The sequence below is a fragment of the Cohnella baijiui genome, assembly GCF_020731285.1.
GTDB lineage: Bacteria > Bacillota > Bacilli > Paenibacillales > Paenibacillaceae > Cohnella.
Genome location: NZ_JAJFOW010000006.1, coordinates 225,157 through 240,138, shown reverse-complemented (window position 1 = coordinate 240,138; position 14,982 = coordinate 225,157). Strand labels below are relative to the sequence as shown.

Sequence of the window (14,982 nt, the reverse complement as noted above, 5' to 3'; positions counted from 1 at the left end):
TTTACGATGAGGTCAGTCTTCTTGGTAGGAGAGAAAAGGAATGCGTGGTCTTCATCGGATTCGGATCAAGGAGGTCGCCAGCCTGGCGGCCGTCTTCGTGCTGCTCGGCTTCTTGCTCGGGGGCTGCGCGCGAGGGAACGACGAGGAGGCGCCTCCGGCCGCGCGCGGCGGCCTGCTCGATCTGACGCAGTGGCAGCTCGGCCGAGACGGCGTCGTGCCGTTGGACGGGCAGTGGCGTTACGCGGTCTACGGTTCGCCTTCCGGGGCAGGTGCGGACAGGCTGTTGCAGGTACCGGGGACTTGGCGGGAAGGCGGGGAGGACGACGGGCGGCCCGACGCGCGAGGGGCGGGCGAGTACCGGCTGACGCTGAAGGGGCTACCCCCCGAAACGCCGCTCGCGATCCGGCTGCCGAACATCTCGACGGCCTATCTCCTTTACGTCGACGGCAAGCCTGCGGTCCGGCGCGGCGAAGCAGGCGGGACCAAAGCCGATACGACGCCGTACCAGCTGCCCGCGACCGTCTACTTCACTCCCTCGGGCGAACGGACGGAGCTGCGCCTCGACGTCTCGAACTATCATCACCGCACCGGCGGAATCCGCACCTCGCTGCTGCTGGGCACGTCGGAGCAGATCAGCCGGCTCGAGTTCCGCAAGGAAGCGACCGAGATGGTCGTGCTCGGCTGCCTGCTCATGATCGGCATTTATCATCTGGGCTTGTACGCGCTGCGGCGGCGAGAGCTGTCCAACCTGTACTTTGCCTTGCTGTGCCTGTTCGTCGCGGGGCGAATGAGCGTCATCGGCGAGGGCTTCCTGATGTATACCTTGCCCAGCCTCACTTGGACGGCTTCGGGTAAAATCGAATATACATGCTTCGTCCTGGCCGGGCTGTTCGGGTTCGCCTATTTTCAACAGATGTACCCGCGCGAGATCGCCCGCCGCTGGGTGAGGTACGCCGCCGCGGTCGCGCTGGTCCTCGTTTGTGCGACGTGGTCGCTGTCCGTTCTCCGGTTCAGCTCGATCTTGCCGGTCTATCAGCTCTTTATTCTCGCGCTGTGCGCCCGTGCACTCGTGGGCGTCGTCACTGCGGCCGTCCGCCGGCGGGAAGGCGCGAAGCTGGCGCTTGTCGGCGTAGCGGGACTCGTGGCCACGATCGTCAACGACATGCTGTTCTACAACGGCTGGTGGCGATCGCCGGATCTGGTGTCGTTCGGCCTGCTGTTCCTTATCACAATGAACGCCTTCATCATTTCCATGCGGTTTTCCCGGACGTTCAACCGGGCGGAGCAGCTGTCGACGGAGCTGAAGGAGTGGAACAACCTGCTGGAGGCGCGCATTTCGGCCCGGACGGAAGAGATCGTGCGCATGGAGCAAGCCCGCAGGCAGTTGGTCAGCAACATCTCTCACGATCTGCGAACGCCGATGACGCTGCTGCAGGGTTACCTGGAGGCGCTTAGAGACGGCGTCATCAGCGATCCGACCCAGCGGGATGCGACGATTCGGGCCATGCTGAAGAAGGTCGAAGGCTTGAACGGCCTGATCCAGGATTTGTTCGAGCTGTCTCTCCTCGAAGCTCGCCGCGCGCAGATGAGCTACGTCGTCGTCCGGCTTGCCGATTGGCTGAGCCGGCTGCAGAGCGAGTACGGGATGGAACTGAGAGAGAAGGGGATCGTCTTTCGCTGCGAGCAGGCGGGCGAAGGGTTCTCCGAGGCGGCCGTGCGGATCGACGAGCTTCGCATGGACCGCGTGTTCGCGAACTTGATCTACAATGCGACGCGTCATACGCCGCCGGGCGGAGAGATCAGGCTGACGTTCGGCGCGAGCGCTTCGGGGGACGAGGCGATTCTGGTCGTCTCGGATACGGGGAGCGGCATTCGCCCCGGCGATCTGCCGCATTTGTTCGAGCGATTCTACCAAAACGACAAGTCCCGCCGCTCGTCCTCGGGCGGCAGCGGACTGGGATTGTCGATCGCGAGAGAGATCGTGGAGACGCATGGCGGGCGCATTTCGGCGGAAAATCGCGAAGAAGGCGGGGCACGTTTCCGCATCGCGCTGCCGATCCATCGGCAAAAATGAATAAGGGGGATTAGGGATGTGCTGGACGGGCAGATCCTAACGCCGCGAGCCCGCGTCCTTGTGCACGAGATCCTGGAGGAGGCCGATCGACTGCTGGCGCTGCTCCCGATTCATATCTTGGAGAAGGCGAAGGATTTCGGTATCTTCGGCGTTCGCTGCGGAGTCGCGGTACTTCGGCGGATTGCCGCCGATGATGTAGTCCAGGGAGACGTCGAAAAAATCCGCGAGCTTGATAAGCGTCTCGTAGACGGGCTGGCGGTTGTTGATCTCGTAATGGCTGTACGCAGACCGAGTGATGCCGATATGGCGAGCGACTTCTTCCTGCGATATGCCGCGCGCAAGACGCAGCTCTCTTAGGCGTTCTCCCATGTTCATTTTTACATTCTCCTTGCGGCGAAAGTAGAATTCAACGGCTCCTGCGACATTCGGATCGCGTCCATTGACGGGGCTATCCCTAATTTATGATACAAAATGTATCGTGTCAAGCTTTTGCAAGCGATTTCTCGATCAAAACGGCCGGAAACGGAGAAAACCCGACGTTTTGCGGGGAGATCGGCGCTTCTTAGCGGTACGGCGCTACAAGCGCCTTTCCGGCAAGAGACCGGAGAGAGAGAAGGGGGCACTTTGGCTGGCTTGGCGGGGGGACGAAAAGGTATAATAGCTTTGATACATAACCGAAACTTACAACTATCTATTCGCAGGAGGCGTTTCTATGAAATCGGATAAGCGATTGGAGTCTTACGCGGCACTCGCCGTCGAAGTCGGCGTCAATTTGCAGCCCGGGCAGACGATGTGCATCTTCGCGCCGGTAACGGCCGCCGAATACGTCCGGCTGGTCGCCAGACGCGCCTATGAAGTCGGAGCGCGCTACGTTCATGTCGAATGGAACGACGAGATCGTCTCGCGGACGCGCTTGGAGCTTGCGCCGGAAGAAGCGCTCTCGAGCTATCCGTCCTGGCTCGTCCAAGGGCGTGTCGAGATGGCGCAGGAGGGGGGAGCCTTCCTCTGGGTGCTCGCGGACAACCCCGACCTGCTGAAGGGGATCGACTCCGGCCGCATCTCCGCGTCGAACAAGTCGGCGTCCCTGGCGCTTCAGCCCTTCCGCGAATTTACGGTCAAAAATAAGGTGGCCTGGTCGATCGTAGCCGTTCCTTCGCAAGCTTGGGCGGATACGGTGTTCCCCGCGCTCCCGGCAGCCGAGCGGGTGGACGCGCTGTGGGAAGCGATTTTCGCGGCGACCCGCGTGAACGAGGCAGACCCCGTACAGCGTTGGCGGGAGCATACCGAATCCTTGAAGGCGCGGGCCCGGTGGCTGAACGAACGTCAATTTGCCGCGCTGCGCTACAAAGGACCCGGTACGGACCTGACGATCGGCATGCCCGAAAACCATACATGGAACAGCGCGAGCAACCAAAACGAGCGGGGCACGCCGTTCACGCCCAACCTGCCGACGGAAGAAGTGTTCGCTTCGCCGCATCGCGACCGGGTCGATGGGACCGTCTCGAGCAGCAAGCCGCTCAGTTACGCCGGCAAGCTGATCGACCGCTTCCGGTTGACGTTCAAGGAGGGCCGCATCGTGGACTTCGCGGCCGAACAAGGCTACGACGCGCTCGAGAAGCTGATCGGCACGGACGAAGGCTCGCACTACCTGGGCGAGCTGGCGCTGGTCCCGCACCGTTCCCCCATTTCCGATTCGAATCTGATTTTCAACAACACGCTGTTTGACGAAAACGCTGCCTGTCATCTGGCGATCGGCTTCGGCTTTCCGTTCGCATTGCAAGGCGGTCTCGCGCTGTCCAAAGAGGAGCTCCGCGAGCGGGGCATCAACGACAGTCTGACGCATGTCGACTTCATGATCGGGGGACCTGCGCTCGATATCGACGGGATCCTGCCGGACGGCACCGCGGTGCCGATCTTCCGGGCCGGCAACTGGGCGGACTGACCGGCCTTTTCGGCAGCGGAAGCGCCAGCCGCGCATTCTCCCGGGCATTCGTACATAGGTTAGGGTGTACGCCGCGAAGCGCGGGTACGAATCCGCAAGACGCGACACGGCCGCCGTCCTCCGCGCCGGACGGTCCCGTGACGTCCGAAAGGAGGATCCGCCTTGGGCATCGCAACCGACAGCGAAGCGGCGGCGCTGTTCGAACATCGATTTTGGCTGCAGGTGTTGGGAGATCACGCCCGGTTTATCCTGAATTCGCTCGCGCCGCCGGAAACGGCCGACATCGCAAAAGCGAAGCGGTTCGTGCAGGCGTTCGACAAGCTGCTCGCCGACGCCCGGCAAACGACGGGAGGCGAAGGGCTCGCCGCGCTGAACCGGGAGGCCCATGCGGAAACGGAAGCGCTGCGGAGCTTCAAGCTCGAGCTGCTGGCGCGCTCGCTCGAAGGCCGCCTGCGAAGCTCGCTTCCGCCGACCTTTTTCAGCCACATGGTGAACGAGCTGGAAGAGTATGTCCGCATCCTGGACGCGCTGCTCGCCGGCCGTCCCGTCCCGGTCTATCATCCGCTCCATCACGATCTGCTTTGGCTGCAGGACGCGCACGGCCACGCCGGCGCGATCGCGATGGGACTCGACCGGGTCGAAGCCGACCTGCTCCGCCGGAGCGTCGATTTCGAAAAGCACTTTCAGGCGCTATATCTGAAGGCGATCGAAATGGCGGGGTATCTCCGCGCGCAGCTGCAGGATTTTCCGGCGCTGCGGCGGTTTCACCGTCAGGTCGACTTGGAAATGGCGCTGTTTCGCAAGTTCTTGAGCGAGCTGGTAGAACTGGAGCTGAACGCGGAAGCGCTCGACATCATCAGTCCGCTCATGCCGGATCATATGGCCCGCGAAGAGTGCTATTATTTGCTGAAGCTGGCGCAGTCGGGCGCGGTTCCGAATCCCGGCTGCGACCCGACGCATCCGCGCGTCGAGGCGTAAGCGGAGGCGTCTGCGGCGGCCCAAGAACCCCAATTCCGCACCGGCGGAATATGGGGTTCCTTGCCGTGAGGTGCGGACGATCCCTTGTCAATTGCCGTTCGGGCGCTTAAGATGGAGGGGTGCCGGATTAGCGAAAGGGCACAAGAATTTAGCGGCGAGTAGGGAAGCGACATGGCGATTCATGACCATATCCTGATCAAAATTCGGGACCGAAGAGACAGTCTGACGCCGGTCGAGCGGAGGGTCGCCGACTGCGTGTTGGCCCACCTGGAGGAAATTCCGCACCTGTCGATCAAACGGCTGGCCAAGCTGAGCCAAACGAGCGACGCGTCCGTCCTCCGGTTTTGCAAGACGATGGGCTACGCGGGCTATCGCAGCTTTATCGTGAGCATCTCCGCCTCGCTAGGCTCGATGGAAGAAGAGCACCGCGATTCATATACGGACATCCAGCCGGGCGACGACCTGGATGTCGTCATCGCCAACATCTCGCGCAACAATTGCCGATCGATCGAGGATACGCTCAGCGTTCTGAGCCGCGAAGAGGTGACCCGGGCCGTCGGTCTGCTGCGGGGCAGCAGCCGGATCGTCTTCTTCGGAATCGGCGCTTCCGGACTGGTTTGCCGGGATGCGGAGATGAAGTTCTCCCGCATCAACAAGATGTGCCACGCCTACACGGACGGGCACAGTCAGCTCACGGCCGCCACGCTGCTCGCCAAGGGAGACGTCGCGATCTTCGTCTCGAACTCCGGAGCGACCACCGAAGTTCTCGATTCGCTGGACATCGCCAAAAAGCAGGGCGCGCATCTAATCGCCATTACCAAATACAACCGCAGCGAACTGGCCGACCGATCCGACGTCGTACTCAGCATTTCCACCCCGGAAGTGACGATCCGGAGCGGAGCCATGGGCTCCCGCATCGCGATGCTAACCGTCATTGACATCCTGTTCGCTGGTGTCGCGAGCGCGGAATATCAGCATGTGAAAAAATACTTAACGAAAACGCACGACATTCTCGCGGGCAAACAGCGCAAATAATAGGTACAAAGACGCCGTTTTTGACGAACGGCGTCTTTCTTTGTCGGATGATGGTAATAAAATTTCACTATAAAATTTCATAACAAAATAAAATTTCAAAATCTATTGACGGCCGCCGGGCGCTCCCCTTAACATAAGCCTCAGAAACGGGCATGAAGATCGCCTCGTCGGTAGCCTGACCAACATCCTAATCGGGGTAGGAGAATGACGATGAACGATGAGTATGCAGGGTTGACGACGGAGGGTATCCACCAGGGCACGCGGATGATCGACGAGTGCACGACCGAAGAGATGCTTCAGCTGCTTCACCGGGAGGACGCCTCGGTGCCGGCCGCCGTCGCCGCGGAGATCCCGCGGATCGGCAAGGCGGTCGACGTCCTGCATCGCGTCTTGAGGCAAGGGGGCCGTATGTTCTATATCGGCGCCGGGACGTCCGGCCGGATCGGCGTGCTGGACGCGTCGGAATGTCCGCCGACGTTCGGCACCGAGCCGTGGCAGATTCAAGGTCACATTGCGGGCGGAGATTCGGCTCTGCGCCTCGCGGTCGAAGGAGCGGAAGACGACGAGGAGGAGGGGATCGCGCTCATCGAGCGATGCGGCGTGACGGAGAAGGATGCGGTGATCGGCATCTCCGCAAGCGGCAGCGCCGCGTTCGTTGTGGCGGGCCTGAAGCGGGCGTCGGAGCTCGGCGCCGCGACGATTGGCGTCGTGAACAACAAGCCGTCGAAGCTGGAGCGGGTGTGCGACATCTGCATCGCGCCGGTCGTCGGACCGGAGGTCATCATGGGCTCCACCCGGCTGAAGGCCGGAACGGCACAGAAGCTGGTGCTCAACATGCTGACGACGTGCACGATGGTGAAGTTGGGCAAGACGTACGACAATTTGATGGTAGATCTCAAGGCAAGCAACCGCAAACTGCAAGATCGCTCGCTGCGCATCATCCGCGCGGCGACCGGCGTCGACGCGGACACGGCGGCTGCGATGCTGCAGCGGGCCGGCACAAGCTGCAAGCTGGCGATCATGATGATCAAGACGGGGCTGGAGGCCGAGGAAGCCGAGCGGACGCTCGCGCGGTTCGAAGGCAATCTGAAGGCCGCCATCCGCGCCGGCACCAAGGTCGTGTAGCCGCGGCGACGAGCGTCCGTAGGAACGGGAACATTTCCATATTTGGAGGAGGAAGGGTCCGATGACCAGAAAAGCGCAAGTACTGGCGTCCGTATTGGCCTTAACCGTCTCGATGACCGCGCTGGCCGCCTGCTCGTCCAACAACAAAAACAACGGGGCAAGCCCCGGCGGGTCGCAGAGCCCGTCCGGCTCGGCGAGCGCGGATGCCGGAAGCTCCGGCGGCAAAGATACGATCACCGCGCTGTTGCCCCCGGTATCGTCCGGCTTCCAGGATCGTTTCGAACAAATCTCCAAAGATTTTAACGCCAAATATCCGAACCTGACGCTCAAGATCGAGCCGGCGAGCTGGGAGGACATGACCCAGAAGCTCGACACCCAGGTGAACGCGGGCAGCCCGCCCGACATCGCATTCATCGGCTCGGACGGCATCTCCAAATATTTGCAGCAAGGCATGCTGATGGACATTACGGACGCCGTCGACTCCAACACGTACGACGACTTCGACCAAGCTCCGATCGCCTATATGAAAAAAGGCGAAGGCCTCTACGGATTCCCGGCGTACATGGAGGTCCACGCCCTCGGCGGCAACCGGCAGTTCCTCGAGGATGCGGGCATCGACTGGAAAAAGGTGCAGAAGGAAGGCTGGACGTTCGACGAGTTCCGCGAGGCGATCCACAAAGGTGTCGTCAAAGATGGCGACGTCACCAAGCGATACGGCTTCGTCTTCGCCAACTCCGGCGTCACGTCCAGGGACTATTTGAACATCCTCATTAAAAACGCCGGCATGCCGTCCGCCTTTACGACCGATCTGAAATACGCCTATACGAGCAAAAACTTCCTTGAAGTGCTGAAGGACGTGCGCCTCCTGATCGACGACGGCTCCATGCCGAAGGAACTCGGCTCGATCGACGCCGGCAAGCGGTGGAACATGTTCCTCACCGGCCAGACGATGATTACTGGCAAAGGCCTAGCCACCTTCGAGAATTCGGCCAACAAGAACAACGAAAAGATCGACGCGAACGATGGCAGCGCTGTCAAAGGAAGCATCAAGGTCGATTACATCGTGCTGCCGGTCCCGACCTTCCTGGGGCAGCCGCCGATGTCGAGCACGGTCGTCGACGGCTACGTCACGTTCCGCGGAAAAAAAGAACCGACGCCCGAGCACAAAGCGAACATCGTCAAAGCCGCCTACTTCCTGGCAAGCGGACAGGTCGCCGCGACGACGAACAATGAATTGTTCGCCGCGCACATCACGCAAAGCGGCCGCAAAGCGGCGGAAAGCATGACCGTGAACCGCAATCCCGACAACGTCGCCGCCGTCGAGACGCTGTTGTCCCACGCTTCCCCGGCACGGCCGGACATCCCGGTAGAGCTCGGCGCCAAGTCGATCAAGCTCGAGGACGAAGTGATCATTCCGAAAATGCAGGCGCTGCTGGCGAACGAGATCAAGCCCGAAGACATGTACGAAGCGGTCAAAGCCGCCGCGATCAAGACGTTCGGCGAAGACGGCGTCGTGAAGGACTAGGTTTCTTCGAACGGGCGGCCGCATGCGTGGCATGCGGACCGTCCGTCCCGGGGAAATTGGCGATCCTGAATGATGAAGGGGAGAGTCGGCATGGCGATCACGCAGACGGTCAGCTCCGGCAAGAAACGCAGGATCAGAGGGGACGGCGCTTGGGGGTATGCCTTCATCGCCGTCGCTTTACTGGGATACGCGCTGTTCACGGCCTATCCGGTCATCAGCGCTTTCTTCATCAGCTTCCAGGAATACAAGCCGCTCGGCTCCGAATACGTCGGCTTCGACAATTACTCGGCGACGTTCCGGGATCCGCTGTTCTGGAAGTCGATCCGGAATACGATCGTCTACACGATCCTCACCGTGCCGGTCGCGCTCGCGCTGTCCTTCGCGATCGCCATCCTGATCCTTCCGCTCAAGAAGCGGCTGCAGACGACGTTCAAAGCGATCTATTATTTGCCCGTCGTCGCCTCGGGCGTCGCGATGTCGGTCGTTTGGCTGTGGATCTTCGATCCGCTGCCTGCCGGCATCTTCAACCGATTGATCTCGATCGTCGGCGCGCCCAACCAGAATTGGCTGGGCGCGAGCGGGACCGCGATGTTCTCGCTCGTCATCATGGCTTGGCTGTCCAGCCACGGCGCCAGCATCATCATCTATCTCGCCGCCTTGCTGGGCGTCGACGAAAGCTACTACGAGGCCGCGGATCTGGACGGGGCAACCTTCCTGCAGAAGCTTTGGCACATCGTCATCCCGTTCCTCAAGCCGACGACGCTGTTTCTGCTCGTCACCGGGGTCATCGGGTCGTTTCAGGTGTTCCAGAACGCCTACCTCATGACCGGGGGCGGTCCGGACAACGCGACGACGATGGTCGGCTTGCTGATCTTCAACAACGCGTTCAAGTATTTCGAATACGGCAAGGCGGCCGCCCAATCGCTCGTCCTGGCGCTCCTCATCGCGGGCATCTCGATGTTCCAGTTCAAGTTCCTCGGCAAAGACGTGGAATACTAGCGGAGAGGAGAGGATCGCTGTATGGCGCTGTATCGCAAGCATAACGGACGGCGAAGCGCGCGAACCGTCCGCAACGCGGCCATCGTCCTCGTGCTGCTGCTGTTCGCCGCGGCGACGCTGTTTCCGATCTATTTCATGATCATCTCCTCCTTCGGGGATCCCGTCGAAGCGGCCGCGATGAGCTACTCGCTGTGGCCGGACAAAGTTTCGTTTGCTTCCTACAAGTTCTTCATGGACTTCAGCCCGCATTCGCTCCGGTGGATCGGCAACTCGGCGATCGTCGCCGCGAGCGTCATGATTACGAACGTGGTGTTCGCGAGTTTGGCGGGGTACGCCTTCTCTCGCGTCCGATTCAAAGGCCGGTCGGTTCTCTTCAGCATGCTGCTCGTCGCCATGATGGTTCCGTATCAGGTCACGCAGGTGCCGTTGTACATTCTGATCGTCAACACGTTTCAAATTCAAAACACGTACGGCGCCTTGATCCTGCCCGGCGTCGTAACCGTGTACAACATCTTTCTGGCCAAGCAGTTCATGTCGACGATTCCCGGCGAAATTCTGGAATGCGCGAAGGTGGAAGGCTGCAATCAGCTCCAAATCTACTTTCGCATCGTCTTGCCGCTGTCGAAGACGGTGCTCGCCGTGATGGCGATCCTGACTTTTATGGACAGCTGGAATACGTTTTTCTGGCCATTCCTCGTGACGAATACGATGGATATGCAAACGATTCAAGTCGGACTCAAAAATTTCCGCTTCGCCAACACGACGTATTTCTCGCCGATGATGGCCGGAGCGACGATCTCGGCTTTGCCGATGTTCGTCCTATTTTTCAGCCTCCAGAAGTACTTTCTGGAAGGCGTTACGGTAGGAGCTGTGAAAGGATAAGATGAACGAATCCATGCTGGACCTTGCATCCCAGACCGCGGCGCAGGGACGCCGCTACGCCATCGGCCTCATGTCCGGCACGTCGGTGGACGGCATCGACGCCGCTTTGGTCGACATTCGAGAGGGGACGCCGGACGGTCGTCCCCAAGTTCGTTTGGTCGCGTTTGAGAATACGCCTTATCCGGCGGAGGCGAGAGAAGAGATCTTCGCCTTGTTCGAGCCCGGTCAAGCGACCGTGGATCGGCTTGGAAGGCTGAACGTTTGGCTCGGCGAGCTGTACGCCGCGGCGGCGCTGTCCGTCGTCAAGACCGCCGGCCTCCGGCCGGATGAGATCGCCGTCATCGGCTCCCACGGACAGACGATCTATCACGCCCCGGAGCCGCAGCGGGCGGGCGGATACGACCTGGGCTACACGGTGCAGATCGGGGAAGGCTCGGTCATCGCCGCGCGCACGGGCATCGACTGCGTCAGCGACTTCCGCCCCGCCGACATGGCCGAGGGCGGTCAGGGCGCGCCGCTCGTGCCGTTCACCGAGTACTTGCTGTACCGGGAGGAGCGCCGGACGCTGCTGCTGCAGAACATCGGCGGCATCGGCAATGTGACCGTTCTCCCGGCCGGCTGCGGGCCGGACGAGGTGTATGCCTTCGACACCGGTCCCGGCAACATGCTGATCGACGGCGTCGTCTCGGCGCTGTATCCGGGGCAGACGATGGACGCGGGCGGCGCGATCGCCGCGGGGGGGAGCGTCGACGAGACGCTGCTCGAGCGGCTGCGCGAGGAGCCGTACTATGCGCTGCCGTGGCCGAAGTCGACCGGGCGCGAGCGGTTCGGCGCGGCCTACGTCGCGGAGCTGCTCCGCTACCGCGAGGAGCGGGGGCTGCCGCCGGCCGACCTCGTGGCCACCGTCACCCGGCTGACGGCTTGGTCGATCGGGGACGCGTACCGCCGCTGGATCCGGGACCGCCATCCGGCCGAGCTGCTGATCGTCGGCGGCGGAGGGAGCTACAATCCGACGCTGCTCGGCGAGCTGCGGGCGGAGATGGAGCCGATGGGCGTCCGGGTGGAGACGCAGGAGCAGGCAGGGCATCACAGCGACGCCAAGGAGGCCGTCGCGTTCGCCCTGCTGGCCGACTACGCGATCGATCGCCGGGCGAACAATCTTCCCGCGGTGACGGGCGCGCGCCGGCCGGCGGTGCTGGGCAAGATCTCCTACGCCTACCGGGCGTAAGTGTGTAAAGGAAGAGGGGCTAGCGGGTGCCGCTAGCCTTTTTTTGGCGCGAGTAGGTTCGCTGCCGGACGCCGGACGAAGAAACGCGCTTCCGCTGCCTAAAAAAGGAATCTGTTCACTGAACGGCGAAGTGGTTCATCACGCGCCGCGGATTAGAGAACCGCGGGCTGTCAGCCGTTTGTGAGGATGCTGCTATTGAACGAACCTGTGGACCGTTCTATGATGAATAACGCATTCCATACGTTGTGGAATCAAGGAGGGGAGCCCCGATGAAGAGACGTTGGTTGTTGGTCGCAGCAGGCGTGCTGGCGCTCGTCCTGGTCGGATGCGAACAAAAAGAGAAGGTAGAAGAAAAGGTAGAGCAGCCCGAGGAAGCATTCCAGGCGTATCTGGCCGATTGGCAGAGCCTGAATTACGCGAAGATGTACGACCGGCTCACGCCCGAAGCGCAGGCGAAAATCACGCGGGACGACTTCGCCACCCGCTACAAGAAAATCTACGACGGGATTGAGGCAGCGTCGCTCGCCGTCGTCGACCGGACGCAGCCCCCGGCGTCAGCGGAAGCCAGTCCGACGCCTGAGGCTGCGGAACGGACGATGCGTTATGAAGTGTCGTTGGAGACGCAGGCAGGCCCTATTCGCTTCGACCACGAGGCGAGGCTCGTTCGCGTGGAGATGCCGACCGACGATCCGAAGAAGACGGAGCGCCAATGGCGCATCGCCTGGGATCCGTCCTTGATCTTCCCCCGGATGGCCGAAGGGGACAAGGTTCGCGTTCAGACGTCGAAGGGCGAGCGAGGCGAAATTCTGGACCGCAACGGCAAGGAGCTGGCCGTGAACGGCAAGGCGCTGCAGCTCGGCATCGTGCCGGGCCAGCTGGGCGAAGCGGAGGACGCGACGATCGCGAAGCTGGCGGAGCTGCTGAACATAGAGCCGGCCGACATTCGCAAAAAGCTCGAAGCCAAATGGGTGAAGCCGGAGCTGTTCGTACCGATCGCCATGACGCCGGACGACGATCCGAATCCGTTCGCCGAGCTGCCCGGCGTCCAGTTTCAATCCAAGTCCGTCCGCCTTTATCCTTACGGCGAAGCGGCCGCCCATTTGACCGGCTACGTCGGCGAAATCAGCGCGGAGGAGCTCAAGAAGCGCAAGGATCAAGGCTATCAATCCGGCGATCCGATCGGAAAGGCGGGGCTGGAGCAGGTGTTCGAGGAGCGGCTGCGCGGACAAGGGGGCGTCCGGATCACAATCGCGGACGCCGACGGCCGGGAGAAGGCGGTGCTCGCCGAGAAATCCGCCGAGCCGGGCGATACGATCAAGCTGACCGTCGACGCGGACCTGCAGGAGCGCGTCTATGCGGAGCTGAAGGCCGACGAGGCCTCGGCCGCCGCCATCCAGCCGCTCTCCGGCGAAATTCTGGCGCTCGTCAGCAGCCCGTCCTACGACCCGAACGCCTTCGTTCGCGGGTTGTCCGCTGAGCAGTATGCCGCTTGGAACGACGATCCCCGGCATCCGTTCCTGAACCGCTTCACCAAGGCGTACGCACCGGGCTCGGCCTTCAAGGTCGCGACCGCGGCGATCGGGCTCGACCTCGGCAAGCTTGACCCTGACGAAAACCGGACGATCGAGGGATTGACGTGGACGAAGGACAAATCGTGGGGCAGCTATTATGTCAAACGGGTGCACGCCGTCAATCCGGTCAATCTCGCGAAGGCGCTCATCTATTCCGACAATATCTACTTCGCGCAGACCGCCGTTCAAGTCGGGGCGGAAGCGTTCGCGGCGGAAGCGGCGAAGTTCGGAATCGGGGAGGCGCTGCCGCTGCCGTACCCGTTCAAGGCGTCGCAGCTGGCCAACAAGGGCATCCGAGGGGAGGTCCAGCTGGCGGATACCGGATATGGCCAAGGCGAACTGACGATGACGTCTCTGCACGTGGCGCTAGTGTTCTCGGCGCTCGTGAACGGAGGGAACATCCCTTACCCGCTCCTGACGGAGGAGGACGCCGATCAGCCGGCGCGGCTGTGGCGCGAGGGCGCGATGAAGCCCGAGACGGCGGAGCTGCTCAAGAAGGATCTCCTCCAAGCCGTGAGCACGCCCGGCGGCGTCGGCCACGGCGCCTACATCCAGGGCGCCTCCATCGCAGGCAAGACCGGGACCGCCGAGATCAAGCTGACCAAGGACGGCCCCGGCACGGAAAACGGGTGGTTCGTCGGCTTCGACGCGGCGAATCCCGAGCTGCTGCTCTCGGTGATGGTCGAGAACGTGAAGGGCCGGGGCGGCAGCGCGTATGTCACGCCGAAGGTCAAGCATGTGTTCGAGCAATACAAGCCCGGCTGACGAAGCTCGCCGGCCCTATCGGCCGCAAAAAAAGAACCGGTTCGGACTCCCGAAGGAGGACGAAGCCGGTTCTTTTCCGATCATTCGCCGATCCCGGCTTGCAGCAAATAGCCTTTGCCGCGGATGCTCTCGATCGCAATCCGCTGATCGGTTTTCTTGCGGATGCGGTAAAGCAGCGAATGGATCTCCTCGGCGGTGACCGGCACGGACGGCTCTCGGGCGCCGGATCGCTCAGGCCAGACGTACCGGATGATCTCGTCCCGGGAGACGAACTGTCCCTCCTTGCCGGCCAGCAGCTCGAGACAGCGAAACTCCTTGTCCGACAACGCGTACGAGGATTCGCCGTGCTGGACCGTCTGCCGGAGCGGGTCGAGGCCGAGGCCGCCGCGGGCTTTATGGATACCGGGCGACAACGGGGCGAAGTCCAGCGTCTCGTCCAGCCGGAACGGGGAGAACGCCAGCATGACCATACCTTTCGCGAAGGCGATCCGGTCGGAGAAGCGGAGGACCGCCGGACGGAAGGGGACGAGCGGGCTGCCGTTCAGCGTCGTTCCGTGTTTGCTATCCAGATCGGTCAGGACGTACTCGCCGTCTTCCAACCGGATTTCCGCCTGTTTGCGGGAGATGAAGGCGTTGTCGAAGGGGATGTCGGGCGTCCAGCGTTCGTCTCGCCGGCCCAGGACGGTAACGTCCTGCTCCAGCGGCAGCGGGGTGCCTCCTTCGTACGGATATCCGCGTTCGATGATCAGACAGGGCGTTCGGTGCACGGTAGGAGGCCTCGTTTCGGATTGAATTTCGTTCACGTGGGTTGGACGAGCGAAACAAGGAAAAAGTTGTTCCGAGCATTGACGGGAGAAG

The 14,982-nt window shown here is 62.0% G+C and carries 12 protein-coding genes; 10 read left to right on the top strand and 2 right to left on the bottom strand.

Features of this window, described 5'->3' with window-relative positions; genetic code table 11:
• Positions 1-40 precede the first annotated feature (40 nt).
• The gene (locus LKX83_RS09420) at positions 41-2,074 is read left to right on the top strand and encodes a sensor histidine kinase (protein WP_227881918.1); all 2,034 of its coding nucleotides are present in this window, start codon (positions 41-43) and stop codon (positions 2,072-2,074) included.
• Positions 2,075-2,110: 36 nt separating this feature from the next.
• Here LKX83_RS09420 and LKX83_RS09415 read toward each other — a convergent pair whose 3' ends face one another.
• On the bottom strand, positions 2,111-2,449 hold the full coding sequence (locus LKX83_RS09415; RefSeq protein ID WP_227881917.1) for a helix-turn-helix domain-containing protein: 339 nt from the start codon (positions 2,447-2,449) through the stop codon (positions 2,111-2,113).
• Between the two features lie 337 nt (positions 2,450-2,786).
• On the opposite strand from LKX83_RS09415, the gene LKX83_RS09410 reads away from it, so the two are divergent.
• The 9 genes from LKX83_RS09410 to LKX83_RS09370 all read left to right on the top strand — a co-directional run bounded on the left by LKX83_RS09410 (position 2,787) and on the right by LKX83_RS09370 (position 14,124).
• On the top strand, positions 2,787-4,016 hold the full coding sequence (locus tag LKX83_RS09410) for an aminopeptidase (protein ID WP_227881916.1): 1,230 nt from the start codon (positions 2,787-2,789) through the stop codon (positions 4,014-4,016).
• 168 nt (positions 4,017-4,184) lie between these two features.
• Positions 4,185-4,994, top strand: coding sequence for a DUF2935 domain-containing protein (locus tag LKX83_RS09405; protein ID WP_227881948.1), 810 nt, complete (start codon positions 4,185-4,187; stop codon positions 4,992-4,994).
• A 171-nt stretch (positions 4,995-5,165) separates the two neighbouring features.
• Positions 5,166-6,029 (top strand): MurR/RpiR family transcriptional regulator, encoded by an 864-nt coding sequence (locus LKX83_RS09400; protein ID WP_227881915.1) that lies wholly within the window; start codon positions 5,166-5,168, stop codon positions 6,027-6,029.
• A gap of 210 nt (positions 6,030-6,239) precedes the next feature.
• Positions 6,240-7,154 carry an N-acetylmuramic acid 6-phosphate etherase gene (gene murQ / locus LKX83_RS09395; RefSeq protein ID WP_227881914.1) on the top strand — a complete coding sequence of 305 codons (915 nt, stop codon included), beginning with the start codon at positions 6,240-6,242 and terminating at the stop codon, positions 7,152-7,154.
• Between the two features lie 61 nt (positions 7,155-7,215).
• The gene (locus LKX83_RS09390) at positions 7,216-8,679 is read left to right on the top strand and encodes an ABC transporter substrate-binding protein (RefSeq protein ID WP_227881913.1); all 1,464 of its coding nucleotides are present in this window, start codon (positions 7,216-7,218) and stop codon (positions 8,677-8,679) included.
• Positions 8,680-8,769: 90 nt separating this feature from the next.
• Positions 8,770-9,678 (top strand): carbohydrate ABC transporter permease, encoded by a 909-nt coding sequence (locus LKX83_RS09385; RefSeq protein ID WP_227881912.1) that lies wholly within the window; start codon positions 8,770-8,772, stop codon positions 9,676-9,678.
• Positions 9,679-9,699: 21 nt separating this feature from the next.
• A complete protein-coding gene (locus LKX83_RS09380) occupies positions 9,700-10,560 on the top strand; it encodes a carbohydrate ABC transporter permease (protein WP_227881911.1) in 861 nt (286 codons plus the stop codon).
• Between the two features lies 1 nt (position 10,561).
• Entirely contained in the window at positions 10,562-11,788 is a 1,227-nt protein-coding gene (locus tag LKX83_RS09375) for an anhydro-N-acetylmuramic acid kinase (protein ID WP_227881910.1), read from the top strand.
• Between the two features lie 269 nt (positions 11,789-12,057).
• Positions 12,058-14,124: a penicillin-binding transpeptidase domain-containing protein gene (locus LKX83_RS09370; protein WP_227881909.1), complete on the top strand. Its 2,067-nt coding sequence runs from the start codon at positions 12,058-12,060 to the stop codon at positions 14,122-14,124.
• 80 nt (positions 14,125-14,204) lie between these two features.
• Here LKX83_RS09370 and LKX83_RS09365 read toward each other — a convergent pair whose 3' ends face one another.
• On the bottom strand, positions 14,205-14,891 hold the full coding sequence (locus LKX83_RS09365; RefSeq protein WP_227881908.1) for an FHA domain-containing protein: 687 nt from the start codon (positions 14,889-14,891) through the stop codon (positions 14,205-14,207).
• Positions 14,892-14,982 lie beyond the last annotated feature (91 nt).